A 19,141-nucleotide genomic window follows, 5' to 3' on the forward strand; every position below is an offset into this window, starting at 1 on the left:
AAATTAGGAAATCTGATGAACATTACCCAACTTGCTTTTACTTATCGAAAAAGCGTGTTTTTGATTATGGCTGTGCTACTTGTTAACGGTATATTTGCCTATTTCACTTTACCTGCACAAGAAGATCCGACAATTACCATTCGTGAAGCGATTGTCAGTACTTCTTTTCCAGGCATGGCACCCGATAGAATAGAACAGCTAATCACTAAAAAACTTGAAGAAGAAATACGTAAGATACCCGAAGTCAAAGAAATAAAGTCGAGTTCAGCGACTGGTATTTCGATCATTCACGTTAAAATTTACGACCGCTATTTTAACCTTGATGATATTTGGCAAAACCTGCGCAATAAAGTGACTGCTGCCCATAGAAAAATGCCCTCAGGTACGCATGTACCTTTTGTTAATGATGAATTTGGTGATGTATCGGTTGTCACCCTAGCACTGACCGCTGATGGTTTTGACTTAGGTGAAATGTATGATATTGCCCAACATATTCGCGATACCCTATATGGCGTTGAGGGCACCAAGAAAATTGAGATATTAGGTCGCCAGGAAGAACGAATATTTCTAGAAGCTTCGAATGCTAGGCTCTCTCAACTAGGTATATCTCCGCAATCACTTATCAATGAATTACAAAAGCAGAACATTGTTCGCTCTGGTGGTCAGGTAAATATAGGCGCGGTTAGTTTTATTGTTGAGCCTTCAGGCAACTTTTCTAGTCTCGAGGATATTGGCAATACTTACATCAACATCCCCAATAGTGAAGACTTTATTGCCCTAAAAGATGTGGTAACTTTACGCCGTGATTTTATCGATCCCCCTGATAAAACTGCTTATTGGAATGGTCAGCCCGCAATACTTTTTGCTATCTCGATGTTGCAGCAAGACAATATTTTAGAATACGCGCCACGTGTACTCGATAAAATAAATGAAATTGAGTCGAGTTTACCTATCGGTTACCAGCTTAACATTGCCACTTATCAAGCCGATCAAGTAGCAAAAACCATTAATGGTGTCTCGGTCAATGTACTGCAGACCTTAGCGATTGTGCTAGTGGTTGTTATTCTATTTTTAGGTTTACGCACCGGCTTAATTGTTGGCGCTATTGTACCTTTTGTGATGTTAACCACATTAAGTATCATGCAGTTTAGTGATATGAAACTCGAGCGCATGAGTTTAGCGACCCTTATTATTTCGCTCGGCTTATTAGTTGATAATGGCATTGTAATCGCTGAAGACTTTAAGCGCCGCTTAGAAGAAGGCATTGCTCGTTATGATGCTATGTTGCAAGGTAGCAAAGAGTTGGCAATTCCCCTACTCAGTTCATCGGTAACAACTATTTTGTTTTTCTTACCCTTGATGTTGGCTGAGCATGTTGCTGGTGAATACACTCGTTCAATATCATTGGTAATTCTGATTACCCTACTAACGAGCTGGATATTGGCTTTATGCGTCACCCCACTGCTGTGTTACTTCTTTATTAAAGTGCCGAAAAACACCAAATCTAAAGGTGATAATGCTAGTAGCGAAACCTCACCACAAACACAGTCCAGTAAATTTTATCGTTACTATGAAGCCTTTTTACATTGGCTACTTAAACATAAAGCGTTGTTTATGATGGCTATGTTGGCGTTATTTATTGGCGCTATCATTTCGATGAAGTATGTCGCGAAACAGTTTTTCCCTGACTCAGACCGTACCCAAATACTGGTGAATATCGACTTACCAAATGGTACCTCTGCCAAAGAAACAAATCGCCAGATGAAAGATATTTTCACCTGGTTAGACGATGATAATCGTTTTGACTTTATTGACAGTTATTCTGCTTATGTCGGCTTTAGTGGGCCAAGATTTGTGATGTCACTAAACCCAGAAGACCCTGCGCAAAATAAGGGCTTCATGGTATTAAATGTTAAAGATGGTACTGATATCAGTGCCACCGTATTAAAACTTGATGAGCAAATAGAGCATAACTTCCCTAACGTATCAGCGCGCGTGAAGAAAATGTTTTTAGGGCCGTCAGACTCAAGCACGATTAAAATTCAAGTGAAGGGTCCTGACAAAGAAGTTATTTATAAAAAAGCCCAGAAAATTATGGCGGTATTACACGATGTTCCCAATACGCTTGATATACGAACCGATTGGGAAAACTTAATTACTAAGATAGATGTGCAAATAGATCAACATAGAGCAAAACGATCAGGGCTAACTTCTGAAGAAATAGCGCAAGCGCTAGAAGCTTATTTTTCCGGATCTAAAATTACTGAGTTTCGCGAAGGTGATAATGTTATCCCGGTGGTATTAAGAGCAAAGCAAACTGAAAGAGAAGATCTAGACCGGCTTAGAACACTAAACATCTACTCTAATAAAACGGGGCAAACCGTACCTTTATTTCAAGTGGCGAACTTAGCACCTTACAATCAATTTTCGATTATTCATCATGAAGATTTGTTCCGTACCATTAGTATTCAAGCGCGCAATAGCGACATGGCCGCAGAAGATCTTAAGCTTGTTATTGATAAAAAAATTCAAGCCTTAGCCATCGATTTGCCGATAAATCATCGCATTGAGTATGATGGTGTTATTAAGGAGTCTAAAGCAGCGCAAAAAGCCTTGGGCGCGAGTATGCCGATAGTGTTAGGGTTAGTATTAATATTATTAGTGGCGCAATTTAACTCCTTCAGACAAGCAGCGGTAATTACCCTAACTATCCCGCTATCTTTTATTGGCGCTGTCTTAGGGCTATTTTTGATGCAAGCACCTTTTGGCTTTATGGTCACGTTAGGCTTGTATAGCTTAGCGGGCATTATTATAAATAATGCCATTGTCTTAATTGATAGAATAAAAATTGAACGCGCGTCTGGAAAATCTGACTATCAAGCAGTGATTGATGCCTGTTTAACACGTTTAAGGCCAATTGCTATGACAACTATCACCACGGTTATGGGCCTTTTACCGTTAATTATTGGCAATGACCCACTCTTTTACGGTATGGCAAATGTTATCGCCTTTGGCCTCGGTATAGGCACTATTTTAACCTTAGCGGTGGTACCTGCCCTGTATTGTAGTTTTTATAAAATTACTGACACCCGAAAAAATCCAAGTCCCTTACCAAGCATGAGCTAAACATAGTTCTGTGCGCTAGAGCATTGAAAATAACGGCTGACATACTCGCTAGGTTCTTTAACACGGAATCTCAGCGAGTAGGCTTTGGCCTGTTTAACGGATATTCGTAGCAAGCTAAGCTTCTTAGTTATTCGCCCTGCGGGTATACTCAACTCAACTAAATTTTGCTAAACTGCGCCAATTAGCCCACTCCTCTGTTTACTCGTAAACATTCTAGATAAAGAAGATTAAATGACTGATAACACCCCTGCTACTTTTCCTCGCGCTGGCTTTAGACGACGTTTTGGCTCATGGATTTATGATTTCCTGCTGTCTTTTTCCGTCTATATGGTAGCGGGAGCGGTTTCTTTTTTATTAATATATCTAGGCCATTATATGGGTCTGTATGGCATGCAAGGCGAACAACATTTTTCCGATACTATTGCCAATACCGCTTGGTTAAAGTGGCCAAATGAATTATGGAAAATGGCTTGGGTGGTTTTTTTCTTTGTCTATTTCTGGACTAAAAATGGCCAAACACTCGGTATGAGAGCATGGCGTTTGCGCCTACAAAATCTTGATGGCTCACTGTTAAGTAAAACCACAGCCCTTAAACGCTTAGTGCCGACGTTATTAGGCTTAGGTAATATTTTAGTTATTGTTGATCGGAAGAATAAGCTGAGTTTACAAGATAGACTGACCAAAACTGAAGTGGTAGTGCTGTCGCTAGATGCGAACCGAGGCAGGCTGTAGCCTCTGATGCCAGACTATGAGAAAACGTTCGGGCGTAAACACCCTCCTACAGTGTGCCTGTAGGAGCGACTTTAGCCGCGAACAATGTTAGATTCCCGACAAGCAACCTCGGGAATGACGATAAGTATTAGCAAATTTGTTAGCTTTACTTAATTCAGTACTTAAGCTTTCTTGCTAATAAAGTACCAAGCAAAACTAACAAAAATTATACTCGGTAGCGTCGCCCCCAGTATTGGCGGCAACTGAAACACTAAACTTAATGAGCCTAACACTTCATTACTAATAAAAAAGAGTATACCGGTAAAAACGCCCATCATAATGCGCGCCCCCATAGAAACAGTGCGCAAAGGTCCAAAAATAAATGAAAGTGCCACTAGCAACATTACCGCAACGGTGAATGGCTGCATTATTTTTCGCCAGAAGGCGAGCTGATATCGGCTAGAATCTTGTTCATTTGCTTCTAAATAATCTAAATAATCAATTAAACCACGTAAAGAAAGTGACTCTGGTGTTACCGTTACTACACTCAGTTTTTTCGGTGTGAGTGACGAATTCCAAATTTTTTGACTATGCTTTTTAGTAATGATCTTATCTTCTAATAAGATGAACTCCTCTACATCCGTCAACAACCAACTATTCTCTTGATATTTAGCACTTTTCGCAGAAAGCCAACTATCAATTTCCAATTGTTCATTAAAGCCGTAAATTTGCACTTTTTTCAATTGACCTTTGTCGAGCACTTCACCAATATTAACGAAGTAATCTCCATCTTTAGCCCATACGCCGTTTTTAGAGGCAATTAAGCTACCGCCCGAAATAGCCTGCGCACGTATCTCACGTGCCTTGGCTTCCCCGCTTGGCGCTAACCATTCACCAATAGCCATACTGACGATAATCAATAGAATAGCGGTTTTCATCACCGATTTGATAATGTCTAACTTCGATAGACCCGCGGCCTGCATTACCACCAGTTCACTATTACTAGCAAGCATGCCGATACCTATTAAACCGCCAATTAATGCCGACATAGGAAAGAATATTTCTACATCGCGTGGTACCGCATACAATACGTATAATGCCGCATGAGCTAAGTCGTAATTACCTCGCCCTATCGCGCGCATTTGTTCAACAAATTTAATAATGCCACTGACGTTAACAAATACCGCCAAGGTGATAAATGTTGTCGAAGCAATGATGCGGCCAATATAAAGATCAAGAATACGCATTATTTTTCCTTTTCTTGATTGTTACTAGCGGCTGATTTACGTTTAAAACGCGGAAATTTTGCTTTGAGAATACGGCCACTACTGCGTTCTTTCATTAACAGCATAATGCCGATAAATAAGGCACTGAAATGGATAGGCCATAAGCCGATAGCACTGGGAATAGCATTTTTTTCGATGGCTGAACGCATTGACGTTAACAATAACAAATAGCCTAAAAAGAGCATCAATGCCGGTAACATTTTAGCGAATTTACCTTGCCTTGGGTTAACCACACTTAACGGTACGGCAATAAAAACGAGGATAATACACAGTAAAGGAAAGGCTATTCGCCATTGGATTGTGGCGCGATAAGCTGATTCTAATTCTGGCGAAATGTTATTATAAAGCTCAACTGTGGTTAAAGCGCTTAATTTTCGGTGTTTATGCTCAACTTCTTGATCTTTAATTTGGATATAATATTTTTTAAAGGCAACAGATTGGAATTCATTGGTATTAATATCTCTGTGGTAACGAATACCATCGCCGAGTACTAATTGTTGCGAGCCTGTTTCATCCTCAAAAACTCGGCCACTTTTAGCGTAGACTAAACTTGAGTTGATAATGCTGGCATCGGCATCAGCGCCTGATGGCATTTGAGCAACAAACACCTTATTAAAGCTGTTATTTTTACGGTCTTTATCATGGATAAACACTACAGCATCTTGGTTACCCGTTTGTTGAAAACGCCCTGACACTAAGGCACTTAAGCCAGAATCGGCAGCGAGTTCCTCTTTTACTTGATATTGATATTCTGAGGCGAGTGGCGCAAGGTATAAAGTAAAAACACCGGTAAAGATGGCGGTAATAACGGCTAAGACGAGCGTTACCCGTACCACATACCATTCACTAACACCGCAAGCGTGCAACACGGTCATTTCACTGTCTGCATAAATGCGACCATAAGCGAGTAAAACCCCTAGAAATAAACTAAGAGGTAAAATAAAACCGGCCAAATCAGGTATTTTTAGGGCAATAAAGGTCATCACCAATTGTCCAGGGATACTTCCTTCTGAAGCATCGCCGAGAACACGAACAAACTTTTGACTGATAAAAATAGTCATTAACACAAAAAATACTGCTAATTGTGTTTTGGCGACTTCTTTTAATAAATAACGAAAAATGATCACAAAAAGATCCCGTAAAAACGTAGTATTTTTCTGACATAATGGCAAATATTGAGTAAACTTGTCGTTTTCATAAGTAAACTATATAGTCAGTAACTAACGAATATTGATGAGTGCGACTATAATTATAGCCCTTAGCGATATCAATTGAATAGCCAAGAGTGCTATTTTTTACTTATTTTAGCAAGTTATACCAAGCTGATTAACTAATTGAGCAACTTAAAACTACATTAACGAGCTTAGAACAAGCAAAATGCATCAAACATAGTTATTCTATATTTAATTCATTTTATGATGTGATCAATTTACTCATCAGTTCCCAATAGATCAGCTAAGTGAGCAATTAATTCGCCTAATTGGTATTAAGCGAATTAAATACCTAAATAAACACCCAACAAATTTGTAAAAGGAAAAGTCATGGAGTTCAGTGTAAAAAGCGGCAGTCCCGAAAAACAACGTAGCGCTTGTATTGTAGTGGGTGTTTTTGAACCACGTAGACTTAGCGGTACAGCCGAACAGCTTGATGAAATAAGTGGCGGTTACATAAGCAACCTTTTACGTAAAGGTGATTTAGAAGGTAAATCAGGACAGATGTTATTATTGCATCATGTGCCTAATATTTTAAGCGAACGTGTTTTACTCGTTGGCTGTGGTAAAGAGCGCGAGCTTGATGAACGTCAATATCGTCAAATCATTACCAAAACAATTCATACCTTAAATGAAACCGGTTCAATGGAAGCAGTATGTTTCTTATCTGAACTACATGTTAAAGGCCGTGATATTTATTGGAAAGTACGTCAAGCAGTAGAAGCCGCACAAGATGGTTTATACAGCTTTGATAGTTTAAAAACACGTAAAGCCGAGCCTCGCCGCCCTTTACGTAAAATCGTATTTAATGTACCAACACGTCGTGAATTACCTATTGGTGAGCGCGCTGTTCATCATGCATTGGCCATTGCTGAGGGTGTTACTACCTGTAAGAATGTTGCCAACATGCCGCCAAACATTTGTAATCCGGCTTATCTTGCTGAACAAGCAAAGATCCTTGACAGTGATTATGAAAAGGTCACTACCACGGTTGTTGGCGAAAAAGAAATGGAAGAGCTTGGCATGGGTTCATACCTTGCTGTAGGTCGTGGCTCTGTCAATGAATCATTAATGAGCATTATTAAATATGATGGTGCTGGTGATGATTCAAAACCACTCGTTCTGGTCGGTAAAGGCTTAACGTTTGACAGTGGTGGTATTTCATTAAAACCAGGCTTAGGCATGGACGAAATGAAATATGATATGGGTGGTGCTGCTGGTGTTTTAGGTGCTATGCATGCCCTTGCCGAACTTAACTTATCTATCAATGTTATTGGCGTTTTAGCGGGTTGTGAGAACATGCCAAGCAGTAATGCTTATCGTCCTGGTGATATTTTAACAACTATGTCTGGGCAAACGGTTGAAGTACTAAATACTGATGCCGAAGGTCGTTTAGTTTTATGTGACGCACTTACCTATGTTGAGCGTTTTAACCCTGATGCGGTTATTGATGTAGCAACTTTAACCGGTGCTTGTGTAGTTGCACTTGGTGCACATGCGACCGGGCTATTAAGTAGTCATAATCCTCTTGCCCACGAGCTATTAAATGCTTCAGAGCAAAGCGGTGACAGAGCATGGCGCTTGCCGTTATGGGATGATTATCAAGATCAACTTGAAAGCCCATTTGCTGACTTTACCAATTTAGGTGGCAAAGAGGCCGGCACTATTACCGCGGCTTGTTTCTTATCAAAATTCACTAAGAAGTATAACTGGGCCCATTTAGATATTGCGGGCACAGCATGGCGCAGTGGTAAAAATAAAGGTGCTACTGGTCGCCCGGTAAGCATGCTAACGCAATTTTTACTGAACCGTGCCGGTCAAGAGCAAGGCGAGTAATTGTAGCAGGGAATTTATTCCCGATTGTCACGCTCATACACGAGTATGAGCTTAATCGCGGTTAAAGCCGCTACTACAAATTAACTTAGGCGAAAACAATGCAAAGCCAAGTAATGTTTTATCTACTTAAAGATGAAGTTACAGATGAGAGTGATAAAGATACTCGTTCTGCGATTTATCATGCTTGTTTGCAAGCCAGTTATTTCTACCGCCAAAATCAACGGGTATATATTTATACCCAAGATAAACAGCACGCTGAACAAGTTGATGAAATGCTTTGGGCATTTGATAGCGACAGTTTTGTACCACATAACCTCGTCGGCGAAGGCCCAAAACAAGGTGCTGTTGTTGAAATAGGCTATCAAGCTCCGCAAGGACGTCGCCCAGTACTGATTAACTTAACCAGTACTGTGCCTAACTTTGCTAATCAATTTCAATTTATCGTTGATTTTGTACCCAGTGATGAAACACTTAAACAACAAGCGAGAGAACGCTTTAAAACTTGCCGACAATGGGGCTTTCAAGTAGATAACCAAACGGTAACCGTGCCTGCCCCTCTACCAAGTGAGCCTGCTAATGAGTAGCTTCTCTGAGCTATAACAGGCACAAAAAATACAGAACTCTATAAGTGTGCATCTACTGTAGCGCGCTTTTACTTTGTTAGTCTTTTATTGCTAAATTTTGCAGATAAGCACTACGACAATAAAACAACGAATAATACTAAACTTATTACCGGATACTATGATGGAAAAAACCTTTAACCCTACCGACATTGAACAGTCCCTCTACACCAGCTGGGAAGAGCAAGGTTACTTTAGCCCTACAGGCGAAGGTGACAGTTACAGCATTGCTATTCCACCACCTAATGTTACGGGTAGTTTACATATGGGTCATGCTTTTCAGCAAACCATCATGGATACGCTTATTCGTTACCAACGCATGCAAGGTAAAAACACCTTATGGCAAACAGGTTGCGATCATGCTGGTATCGCGACACAAATGGTAGTTGAACGTAAGATTGCTGCTGAAGAAGACAAAACGCGCCATGATTATGGTCGTGAAGGTTTTATCGATAAAATCTGGGAATGGAAAGAAGAGTCTGGCGGCACTATAAGCAAACAAATGCGCCGTTTAGGCAACTCTATCGATTGGACTCGTGAACGCTTTACTATGGATGACGGTATGTCTGAAGCCGTACAAGAAGTCTTTGTACGTTTATTTGAAGACGACCTAATCTACCGTGGTAAACGCCTAGTAAACTGGGATCCTAAATTCCATACCGCTATTTCAGATTTAGAAGTTGAAAACAAAGATAAAAAAGGCCACATGTGGCACTTGCGTTACCCGCTTGCTAATGGTGCAAAAACAGCCGATGGTCTTGACTATTTAGTGGTAGCGACCACTCGACCTGAAACTATGCTTGGCGACACGGGTGTTGCAGTAAACCCAGAAGATCCTCGTTATAAAGACTTAATTGGTAAACAGATTTTATTACCGTTAGTAAATCGTTTAATCCCAATAGTTGGTGATGACCATGCCGATATGGATAAAGGCACGGGTTGTGTAAAAATCACCCCTGGACATGACTTTAATGATAATGAAGTTGGTAAACGTCACGCATTGCCACAAATAAACATCTTAGATAAAGATGCCGCTATTTTAGCTAACGCTGAAGTTTATGATACCAAAGGCGAAAAATCTGATGTTTACAGCACTGAATTACCAAGCGAATTCGCCGGTATGGATCGTTTTGTTGCCCGTAAAGCTATCGTTGCTAAGTTTGATGAGCTCGGTTTATTGGTTGAAGTTAAAGACCATGATTTAGTTGCCCCTTACGGTGATAGATCCGGCGTTATCATTGAGCCACTTCTTACTGACCAATGGTATGTACGTGTTGAAAAATTAGCCGGCCCTGCAGTTGAAGCCGTTAAAGACGGTCAAATTGAATTTGTCCCTAAGCAATATGAAAACATGTATTTTTCTTGGATGAACAACATTCAAGATTGGTGTATTTCACGTCAACTATGGTGGGGACATAGAATCCCAGCTTGGTATGACGAAAGCGGTAAAGTGTATGTTGGCCGCAATGAAGCAGAAGTTCGTGCTAATAACCCAATTAGCGACGACATGAAATTAAGACAAGACGAGGATGTACTTGATACATGGTTCTCATCAGCTTTATGGACTTTCTCAACGCTAGGTTGGCCTAAAGAAACTGAAGATTTAAAAACCTTCCATCCTACCGATGTCTTGGTAACAGGTTTTGATATTATTTTCTTCTGGGTTGCCCGCATGATCATGATGACCATGCACTTTAACAAAGATGAAAATGGTAAAGCACAAATCCCTTTCAAAAAGATTTACATGACCGGCCTTATTCGTGATGAAAATGGCGATAAAATGAGTAAATCAAAAGGTAATGTGGTTGATCCGTTAGATATGATTGATGGTATTTCTCTTGAAGACTTATTGAAAAAACGTACCGGCAATATGATGCAGCCAAAACTTGCCAAGAAAATTGAAAAACTGACCAAAAAAGAATATCCAAACGGCATTGAAGCACACGGTACTGATGCGTTACGTTTCACTTTAACCTCAGTAGCGACTACTGGTCGTGATATTAGCTGGGACATGAAGCGTCTTGAAGGTTACCGTAACTTTACCAATAAATTATGGAATGCTAGTCGTTACGTAATGATGAATACCGAGGAATTCGATTGTGGTCAAGCTTCAGAAAACGGCGCACCTGGCGAAATGGAATTATCTCTTGCTGATCGTTGGATCATAGGCCAGTTCGAACAAACAGTAAAAACGGTTCACGAAGCCTTTGATACTTACCGTTTTGATCTTGCCTCACAAGCTTTGTATGAATTTACCTGGAACCAATTTTGTGATTGGTACTTAGAGCTCACTAAGCCGGTATTATTCAAGGGTAATGAAGCACAACAACGCGGTACTCGTCATACCTTAGTAAACATATTAGAAAGCTTATTGCGCTTAATGCACCCGATTATGCCTTTTATCACCGAAACGATTTGGCAGCGTGTTCAGCCATTAAGTGACTTTAGTAAGGTGGGTGATTCAATTATGATTCAAGCCTTCCCTCAATTTGATCAGAGCAAGTGCGATCAACAAGCGATTGATGACTTAGAATGGGTAAAACAATTTATTGTTGCCATTCGAAATATTCGCGGCGAAATGGATATATCACCAAGTAAAGAATTACCGGTATTGCTTAAAAATGTCAGTGACCTTGATCAACGTCGTTTGAGCAGTAACGAGCAATTCTTATTAACGCTAGCAAAACTTGAAAGTATCACCATATTAGCTGAACACGAACAAGGCCCTGCTTCGGCATCTGCTGTTGTTGGTGATTTATCGGTACTTATTCCAATGGCTGGTTTAATCGATAAAGAAGCCGAGTTGGCCCGTTTAGATAAGGCTATGGATAAGCTTGAAAAAGATGCGGCGAGAACCCGTGGTAAGCTTAGTAATGAGAACTTCGTTGGTAAAGCCCCTGCAGCGGTTATTGAAAAAGAAAAAGCTAAATTGGCCGACGCAGAGTCTGCCCTCGCTAAAATGCTTGAGCAAAAAGAGCAAATAGCAGCGCTGTAATTCACAATACTTACCCATAGAAAAATAAAGTGACGACTGGTCTAACTAGTGGTCACTTTTTTATTTAACCCTCAGTAAAACCTCTTATCACTACATTTCCACTAGCTTTGATAGCCACTCTCATTTAAAACTAAGAAATGTTGAACTAATCTAATTTTTTATAAAGCATATTAAAAATAACTATGCTAGACTGCTTTTGCGTTGAGTTCTTGCGTTGCAGATGAAGGTTTATACTGACTTTTGTTGTAGGTTTTCTATCTTATACACTTTAGTGTATTGATATACTTGATTATTCTACACAGACAGATTTTAAACAATGCAAACTGTTGTTTGAAGCATTATTTGTGTCGAATATGGTTTGTTCCTTCCTCTTCCTGTACTTTTTGGTAGAGGGCATTTACTCGGGTGAAAACGGTTTCTATCCATTCTGGAATAGAGCCACATTATTATTTTATGACTACGGGAAAATGTTAGTATGTCTGATACAGTTACTGGTAAAGTTAAATTTTTCAACGAAACTAAAGGTTTCGGTTTTATAGAGCAAGAAAATGGTCCTGACGTGTTTGTTCACTTCAGCGCTATCTCTGGAGACGGTTTCCGTACTCTAGCTGACGGTCAAGCAGTTACTTTTACTGTTAAACAAGGTCAAAAAGGCCCTGAAGCAGAAAACGTACTAGCTGTATAAGTTTAACTTATAAGCTAAGCTAAAAAAACGAAGCATGAGTTTAACTCGTCCTTCGTTTTTTTGTGCCTGTTGCTTTATTTCTCCCTATTTTAGGTTTTAATCCTGCGCCTCTAAGCCCTACCCTTGATAGCTTTCCTAATTCTTAAATCCTACCCATTAAGCCATTAAGCCCCTAAAGTAATGATTAGTTATTCTTAGGTTTAAACATACCTTTACAGTAAAACTAATAATTAAATAACCAACTGCTGCGCCTACCTAACTTTATAACGTCCTTGTATTAATAACTCTACCGTCCAAATCAAACCAGTCAAACAAAACAGCAAGGTTAAGATAGCAAAAAAGATAATCTGCCAATTATTGAAACCGCCAACAGCATCTTGGCCAAATATAGCGTAATCCATAAAGTGCAGCATAAAGAAAAAATCAACAAAGCGTTTATCTTCATTACTGTGACCCACTAAACGACCTGAGCTAGCATTGATATAGACACTCGTATCGAGTTCATCGATAAAATTGACTTGCCATAAATTATTTTTCTCTTTTAAAAAATCAGCGATCGGAGGCCTAACCAACAATACCTCCGCTATTTTTCCTGAACCACTGTAACTAGACTGGGCAAGCGCAGATGCCATTTCAATATCTATTTGCTTAACGGTGCCAGTATAAGCATCAACTAAGCTAAAGTGGCTGTCAAAGTGGCTATATAAGCCTTTATCATGGGTTAATAAGTAATACGGCTGCCCAAGTCGCTGCACCAAGGTTATCTCACTAGCAGGGGAATTACTGGCAACTAAGACTCTATGGGGAGCAAGCAAACGCTGAGGGTCAATATCTTGCTTAACAAATGCTTGCCTATATTGATTACCACTCGCTTTAGCATGATCCATCCAGTTAAAAAATATGCCGGTGCCTAGCCAAATAAACAATTGGATAAAAACCAATAATGATAACCACTTATGCAGTGACTTGATGGTTGATAACTTAAAGTATGTCGAGCTGTTTTCATTAGATTTTTTCATTAGCTGCCCCGAGTATTTTTACTTTGGTTTGGCTGGACTTAACTCTACGAGACTTTCCTTTGCTGCGCTTGGTCTGCGATGGAGATAGGCGGTAGTAAGTAAGTACTAGGCCAAATATACTGGCAAGAAAAGCTAATATAGAAAAAACCCGTAGTAACTTATTGTCTGGGGATTCGTCGATATAATCCATAACATGAAATGAAAACATCCAATCAAATACACGCCAAAAGTTATGTCGCTTAGTCACTAGCTGAGCAGCATTGGCACTGATATAAAAACTTGGGCTAGCAAAGTCATCAAAATCAATGCGCCATACCGGTAAATTCCGAGCACTGAGCTCCCGTGGAGGATTGTCTGTGATCAACTTAACACTGGTTATCACGGCATTTTTATTAGCATAACTTTGCCGAGCAATTTCAGTCGCTAAACGTTCATTTATCGGTGAAAGTTGCTGGCCATCTTCTGCAGAAATGGTCACTTTTTCTTTGTTGAGGTTAAAACGGTACACCGCTTGATTAAGCATTAAACCAAGTTTAATTTTACTGGCCTGTGGATGAGCGACTAATAGCTGTTTAAAGCTATAGTTAACCTGCTCAGCACTTATGGTCTGCTTTTCTTCTGCAACTAACGAATCACCATGTATATAATCGATATCCATTAGTACCATATAGGTACCTGTGATAGACCAAACAACAAATTGTAAGCCCACGAACAGCATTAACCACTTATGATACTTTCGACTATTTCTATGCCAAGACACTAAACCATCTCCCTTACATTATGCCGCTTCATGATACCTGCTCAATTGTACCGGCTAGGTACAACCTTTAAATTTCTGCTAACGCTTGTACTAACATGGCTTCTATTTGTCCCATAATGGCTTGATTGGTTTTGGCATCAAAACCACTAATACGTGGGGTATGAATATGGCCGGTAGGAATACTTGAGCCAAGTTTATTGCGCAGCGCAATACTGCGATAGGATATTTCATTTGATAAATAACCACCGCCACCACCTTGTACTGACACTTTCCCCTTCAGCTCAGCTAAGCTATTGGCAGTGATATCTTTAGCCTTTCCTGAGGCGAGTATTGTTACACCACGGTTATCATTAATTTTATACTTGCCTTTGGCTTGCATCATTGCTTGATAAGGTAAACTAAAAAGTACAAATTCATCCCCCATTAGCGGTGCTTTAAGCAAACTAGGTACTAAAGGGTTAGCTTTATTAGCGCCAGTATAAATATTGACATTATCTGGTGCCGTGGAGCTGCGCCTTAAACCTGGGAAGTGTTCTAAATCGAAATCACTGCGCCCCATAGAGAGTGTAGCAATCAAGTCCACGCTATTAAGCGCATAAAAAGGCGCAAGTAAACTTTCTATTTCACCTTGGTCAAAATCGGCATAACGCACCGGTACCATCACGGTATTAATTTCTGCGGTAATGGTCTTTTTAACACCGTCGATAATACCACTGTATTTAATAATTTTACCATCAAGCAATAAGGCCGCTAATCCGGATGGATTTGACTGCTTTAAATTTCGATCGAGCAGGAAGGGATCAAAACCGGTTAAAAATATGCGCTTATCGGTCGATTTTACATAAGCCATATCACGGTAACCGCGAGAGCTTTTTTCGAAGCTTTCTAACAAACTTGCCAGTTCGGTTTGGCTAAAGTTATTCTTAGTGGATTTAATAAAAGCATGAACAGCTAATCGAGTCCAATATAAAGGCCTATCGTCAACTATTTTACCACTTTGAGCTTGTTTTTTACTGAATTGCCAAAGCTCATCACCGAGCTTATTCATCGCCCGTTGAGCAAGCGCGAAGTCGGACACCTGCAACCAACTACCTTGGAAAGCAGCCCAGTCAAAGTAATCATTGAGCATAGGCATAACTTGCTGCGCTTTTTCAAGACGTAACTCTTCAATAGTTAGTTCAGTCTTAGCAATGGTGCTAGGACTTGTGGCATTGGTAATAAAACTTGTGGAGATGGCGATAAAAAAAACAGCTAGGGGATAAAAAACCAACGTCATGGTGAACCTTTATAAAATTTATTTAAACCATAATGCCATGAACAACATTTAAGTAAACTTGTTATGTGACCTTAAACAAAAAATGGCGCTATATGTTGTAAACATATAGCGCCACTTATAAAGCTTATAGAGAGTGTTGTACACTCCTGAGCAGTAAATTACTAATCTGCGATATACTCAACTACTTCTAAGCCAAAACCAGACAGTGAGTGATATTTAGTTTGTGAGCTTAATAAACGCATTTTACTTACGCCTAAGTTAGCGAGTATTTGTGAGCCAACACCAACATTGCGCGAGCCAACATGACGGTTGATTTCTTTTACCACTTCACCGGCATCAATTTTGGCATATTTCTCAACAAGGTTAATAAGCTCAGTTGGCGATTCATGTTTGCCTAAAAGCACCAATACACCACCTTCTTTAGCGATTTTCTCTAAGGCACTTGCCATCGGCCAAGTGGCTACACTTTCGCGTTGGCTGAATAATAAATCTCTAAAAGTATTTTCTAAATGCACACGCACAAGCGTTGGTTGTTCTGCTTTAATTTCACCTTTAGTTAAAGCAAAATGCGCTTGGCCATCAATGGTGTCTTTAAAAACGGTTAAATCAAACTCACCAAATGCGGTTGGCAGTTTACACTGAGAAACACGTTCGATAGTGGTTTCAGTGGCATTTCTAAATTCGATTAAATCGGCAATGGTGCCCATTTTAATATCATGTTTTTGCGCAATAACTTCTAAATCAGGACGGCGCGCCATGGTGCCATCTTCATTTAAAATTTCAACAATAACAGCAGCAGATTCAAAACCCGCCATACGAGCTAAATCAACACCGGCTTCAGTATGACCGGCGCGATTAAGCACACCGCCATCTTTAGCAATTAAAGGGAAAATATGACCAGGCTGGACGATATCTAGATGTGTTGAGCCTTTATTAGCGGCTGCAAGAACCGTAGTAGCACGGTCAGCGGCAGAAATACCCGTTGTTACACCCGTTGCAGCTTCAATAGATACGGTAAAGTTAGTACTAAACTGCGCATCATTCTTGTCAACCATCAAAGGTATTTTTAATGTTTCACATTTTTCACGACTCATTGGCATACAAATCAAACCACGGCCATGAGTTGCCATAAAATTAATTGCTTCTGGGGTCACTTTTTCAGCGGCCATAATGAAGTCACCTTCATTTTCCCTGTCTTCATCATCCATTAAAATAACCATCTTACCTAAGGCGATGTCTGCGATGATTTCTTGTGGGGTATTTAATTTCATTTCGGCCTCTTTGATGGCTAGCTATTTGTTAGCGCCATTTTACTCTGCATATGTATTGTATATTAATGAATTCATAATTTTATGCACTCATCATTTGTTTGTTTAGCTTAATTCTCTGATCTTATCTGCTTAACCTGGTTACTTAACCTGAACTCTGGATAAGCAGCACTTGCTCAATATTCCCCTTTATCCGGTTCTCAGCGTTAAAGCGTCGATAAATAACCAGTTATGCATAAACGTTTTGCCTTGATAATCGAATAAATTGAAACATTGATAGAGTATATCGCTACTTTACCTTGTGAATTTTATTCTTAATAATCGTAAGCTGTTGTTTTTATTTAAACATCAAGCACTCATTATCCAGAGTTCAGGTTACTTAATAAAGCCTGCTTTTATTAACATCGCTTCACTAACGTTTGATTTTGGCGTTGTCTCATTAACATCACTTTTAGTCAGTAAACGCTCTAGGTAACGGGCAATTAAATCCACCTCAATATTCACCTTAGTGCCTATCTGATAATCAGCAAAGATAGTTTCTTTTACTGTGTGCGGCACTATCGTTAAACGAAATTTACCTTGTAAAGAGCCTTGTGAAGAGCCTTTTGAGCCACCTTCAGCCAAGGCATTAACCGTTAGGCTAGTACCATCAATAGTAACAGAGCCCTTTTCAGCAATGTAATGCGCTAGTTCACTTGGCATACTTAACCAGTATTCAATGCTGTTACCGTTATTATTAATCGCTAATACTTCACTAACACCATCAACATGGCCAGAAACCATATGGCCACCAAAACGAGTACTGGCTAGCATAGCTTTTTCTAAGTTCACTTTACTACCCACTTGATAGTTAGCAAAACCTGTACGCTGTAGCGTTTCATTAGAAACATCAGCACTATAACTGCCATTGCCTTTAGTACTATTAAAATCCACCACGGTAAGACAAATACCGTTGGTGGCTATTGAGTCACCTAGCTTAACATCACTCATGTCCAAGCTATTGGTAGCAATAACTAAACGCGCACCTTGAGCATTAACATTGATAGCTTTTATGGCTCCAACCGCTTCGATAATTCCTGTAAACATAGACTTCTCTATTTAATTTTTTGTGTGTTTATTTATTAGCTGTTAGTTATACCAAACTGATTAATTGGCTAGTGATGCGAATATCAACACCGACCATTCGAATATCACTAATGGTTAATGCTTTCGCTTGACCTAGCTGAGTGATGCCCGGCATTGCCACTAAGCTTTTACCATCACTGCCCATTAACTTAGGCGCTTGGTAAAGAATAAGTTCATTGACTAAATCTTGTTCAATAAAGGCACCACTTAATTGTGCGCCTGACTCAATTAAAATATCATTGAGTTCACGCTTTGCTAATAAAACTAATAAAGCCTTTAAATCTATTTTTAAATGACCTTGAGCGTTTTTCACCAAAGGTAATTGCACCTGTTCTACGAAATGAGGCCATTTTGGTAAGTTTTCAAGATTTGATTCAAGTTTATTTTCCATATTGCCATTGATGATTAATATTGGCGAGTCACTTTGGAAGAGTGCAAGATCAGGTGTTAGCCTGTTTTGACTATCGATAACCACACGTAATGGTTGGCGAAGTGTGTCTTCTGGGTAGCTATTTTTTAGCTCGCCTAATTCTGACCAACGCACTGTCATTTTTGCATTATCGAAAATAATAGCGTCGGCACCACTAATAATGGCGCAACTTTGTGCTCTTAATCGTTGGACATCTTGGCGTGCTTCACTTGAGGTTATCCACTTACTCTCGCCACTGGCCATGGCGGTCTTGCCATCAAGACTAGCCGCTAATTTACAACGTACAAAAGCAAGCTTGTTGACTCTATGATGAATAAAACCGACATTAAGTGCTCTGGCGCTTTGCTCTAATAAACCTGATTGTGTTTTGATACCGGCTTTTTCTAGCATAGCTAAACCATTGCCCGAAACGCGTTGATCCGGGTCAACCATCGCAGCAATAACATGACTAACTTTAGCGTCAATTAAAGCTTGAGCGCATGGTGGCGTGCGACCAAAATGGCTACAAGGTTCAAGAGTGACATAAGCGGTAGCACCTTTAATTAAATCGGCATGTTTTATTTTAGCCGCGGCTAAAGCATGAACTTCGGCATGGCCCTGCCCTGCTTTTTGGTGATAGCCGGCACCAATCACTTTACCAACGCCCTGATGGTAACTCACTAACACACAACCCACTCTTGGGTTAGGCGAAGTAGTAAAGTGGCCTTTTTTAGCTAATTCAATAGCCTCAGACATGAAACGTCGGTCTTGGTCAGTAAAGTCTTGCTTATTATTTTCCACAGCAGCTACCATA

14 protein-coding genes are annotated in these 19,141 nt (G+C 39.9%); 6 read left to right on the forward strand and 8 right to left on the reverse strand.

What is annotated here, in order from left to right; translation table 11 throughout:
• Nucleotides 1-15: 15 nt before the first annotated feature.
• Together F580_RS0104975 and F580_RS0104980 are read left to right on the forward strand one after the other, a co-directional pair.
• Nucleotides 16-3,126 carry an efflux RND transporter permease subunit gene (locus F580_RS0104975; RefSeq protein WP_019026591.1) on the forward strand — a complete coding sequence of 1,037 codons (3,111 nt, stop codon included), beginning with the start codon at nucleotides 16-18 and terminating at the stop codon, nucleotides 3,124-3,126.
• Nucleotides 3,127-3,357: 231 nt separating this feature from the next.
• On the forward strand, nucleotides 3,358-3,858 hold the full coding sequence (locus F580_RS0104980) for an RDD family protein (protein WP_019026592.1): 501 nt from the start codon (nucleotides 3,358-3,360) through the stop codon (nucleotides 3,856-3,858).
• Nucleotides 3,859-4,019: 161 nt separating this feature from the next.
• On the opposite strand, the gene lptG is transcribed toward F580_RS0104980, so the two are convergent.
• On the reverse strand, nucleotides 4,020-5,084 hold the full coding sequence (gene lptG / locus F580_RS0104985; protein WP_019026593.1) for an LPS export ABC transporter permease LptG: 1,065 nt from the start codon (nucleotides 5,082-5,084) through the stop codon (nucleotides 4,020-4,022).
• Nucleotides 5,084-6,250 (reverse strand): LPS export ABC transporter permease LptF, encoded by a 1,167-nt coding sequence (gene lptF / locus F580_RS0104990; protein ID WP_019026594.1) that lies wholly within the window; start codon nucleotides 6,248-6,250, stop codon nucleotides 5,084-5,086. Before lptF ends, lptG begins: the two co-directional genes overlap by 1 nt.
• Before the next feature lie 414 nt (nucleotides 6,251-6,664).
• On the opposite strand from lptF, the gene pepA reads away from it, so the two are divergent.
• The 4 genes from pepA to F580_RS0105010 all read left to right on the forward strand — a co-directional run bounded on the left by pepA (nucleotide 6,665) and on the right by F580_RS0105010 (nucleotide 12,470).
• Nucleotides 6,665-8,170 (forward strand): leucyl aminopeptidase, encoded by a 1,506-nt coding sequence (gene pepA, locus F580_RS0104995; RefSeq protein WP_019026595.1) that lies wholly within the window; start codon nucleotides 6,665-6,667, stop codon nucleotides 8,168-8,170.
• Between the two features lie 98 nt (nucleotides 8,171-8,268).
• Nucleotides 8,269-8,754 (forward strand): DNA polymerase III subunit chi, encoded by a 486-nt coding sequence (locus tag F580_RS0105000; RefSeq protein ID WP_019026596.1) that lies wholly within the window; start codon nucleotides 8,269-8,271, stop codon nucleotides 8,752-8,754.
• 160 nt (nucleotides 8,755-8,914) lie between these two features.
• Nucleotides 8,915-11,785 carry a valine--tRNA ligase gene (locus F580_RS0105005; RefSeq protein ID WP_019026597.1) on the forward strand — a complete coding sequence of 957 codons (2,871 nt, stop codon included), beginning with the start codon at nucleotides 8,915-8,917 and terminating at the stop codon, nucleotides 11,783-11,785.
• A 475-nt stretch (nucleotides 11,786-12,260) separates the two neighbouring features.
• Nucleotides 12,261-12,470 carry a cold-shock protein gene (locus F580_RS0105010; protein WP_011041587.1) on the forward strand — a complete coding sequence of 70 codons (210 nt, stop codon included), beginning with the start codon at nucleotides 12,261-12,263 and terminating at the stop codon, nucleotides 12,468-12,470.
• Nucleotides 12,471-12,721: 251 nt separating this feature from the next.
• On the opposite strand, the gene F580_RS0105015 is transcribed toward F580_RS0105010, so the two are convergent.
• The 6 genes from F580_RS0105015 to ribD form a co-directional block, all read right to left on the reverse strand.
• A complete protein-coding gene (locus F580_RS0105015; RefSeq protein WP_019026598.1) occupies nucleotides 12,722-13,489 on the reverse strand; it encodes a PepSY domain-containing protein in 768 nt (255 codons plus the stop codon).
• Nucleotides 13,476-14,249, reverse strand: coding sequence for a PepSY domain-containing protein (locus F580_RS0105020; protein WP_040356859.1), 774 nt, complete (start codon nucleotides 14,247-14,249; stop codon nucleotides 13,476-13,478). Before F580_RS0105020 ends, F580_RS0105015 begins: the two co-directional genes overlap by 14 nt.
• Nucleotides 14,250-14,316: 67 nt before the next feature.
• A complete protein-coding gene (locus tag F580_RS0105025; RefSeq protein ID WP_019026600.1) occupies nucleotides 14,317-15,525 on the reverse strand; it encodes a hypothetical protein in 1,209 nt (402 codons plus the stop codon).
• A 161-nt stretch (nucleotides 15,526-15,686) separates the two neighbouring features.
• Complete coding sequence (ribB, locus tag F580_RS0105030; RefSeq protein WP_019026601.1) at nucleotides 15,687-16,796, reverse strand: 3,4-dihydroxy-2-butanone-4-phosphate synthase; 1,110 nt, start codon at nucleotides 16,794-16,796, stop codon at nucleotides 15,687-15,689.
• Between the two features lie 372 nt (nucleotides 16,797-17,168).
• The gene (locus tag F580_RS0105035; RefSeq protein WP_019026602.1) at nucleotides 17,169-17,879 is read right to left on the reverse strand and encodes a riboflavin synthase; all 711 of its coding nucleotides are present in this window, start codon (nucleotides 17,877-17,879) and stop codon (nucleotides 17,169-17,171) included.
• Nucleotides 17,880-17,925: 46 nt separating this feature from the next.
• Nucleotides 17,926-19,140, reverse strand: a complete 1,215-nt coding sequence (ribD, locus tag F580_RS0105040) for a bifunctional diaminohydroxyphosphoribosylaminopyrimidine deaminase/5-amino-6-(5-phosphoribosylamino)uracil reductase RibD (protein ID WP_019026603.1) — start codon at nucleotides 19,138-19,140, stop codon at nucleotides 17,926-17,928.
• Between the last annotated feature and the right edge of the window lies 1 nt (nucleotide 19,141).

This window comes from Colwellia piezophila ATCC BAA-637, assembly GCF_000378625.1.
In the GTDB taxonomy this organism is placed as follows: Bacteria; Pseudomonadota; Gammaproteobacteria; order Enterobacterales; family Alteromonadaceae; genus Colwellia; species Colwellia piezophila.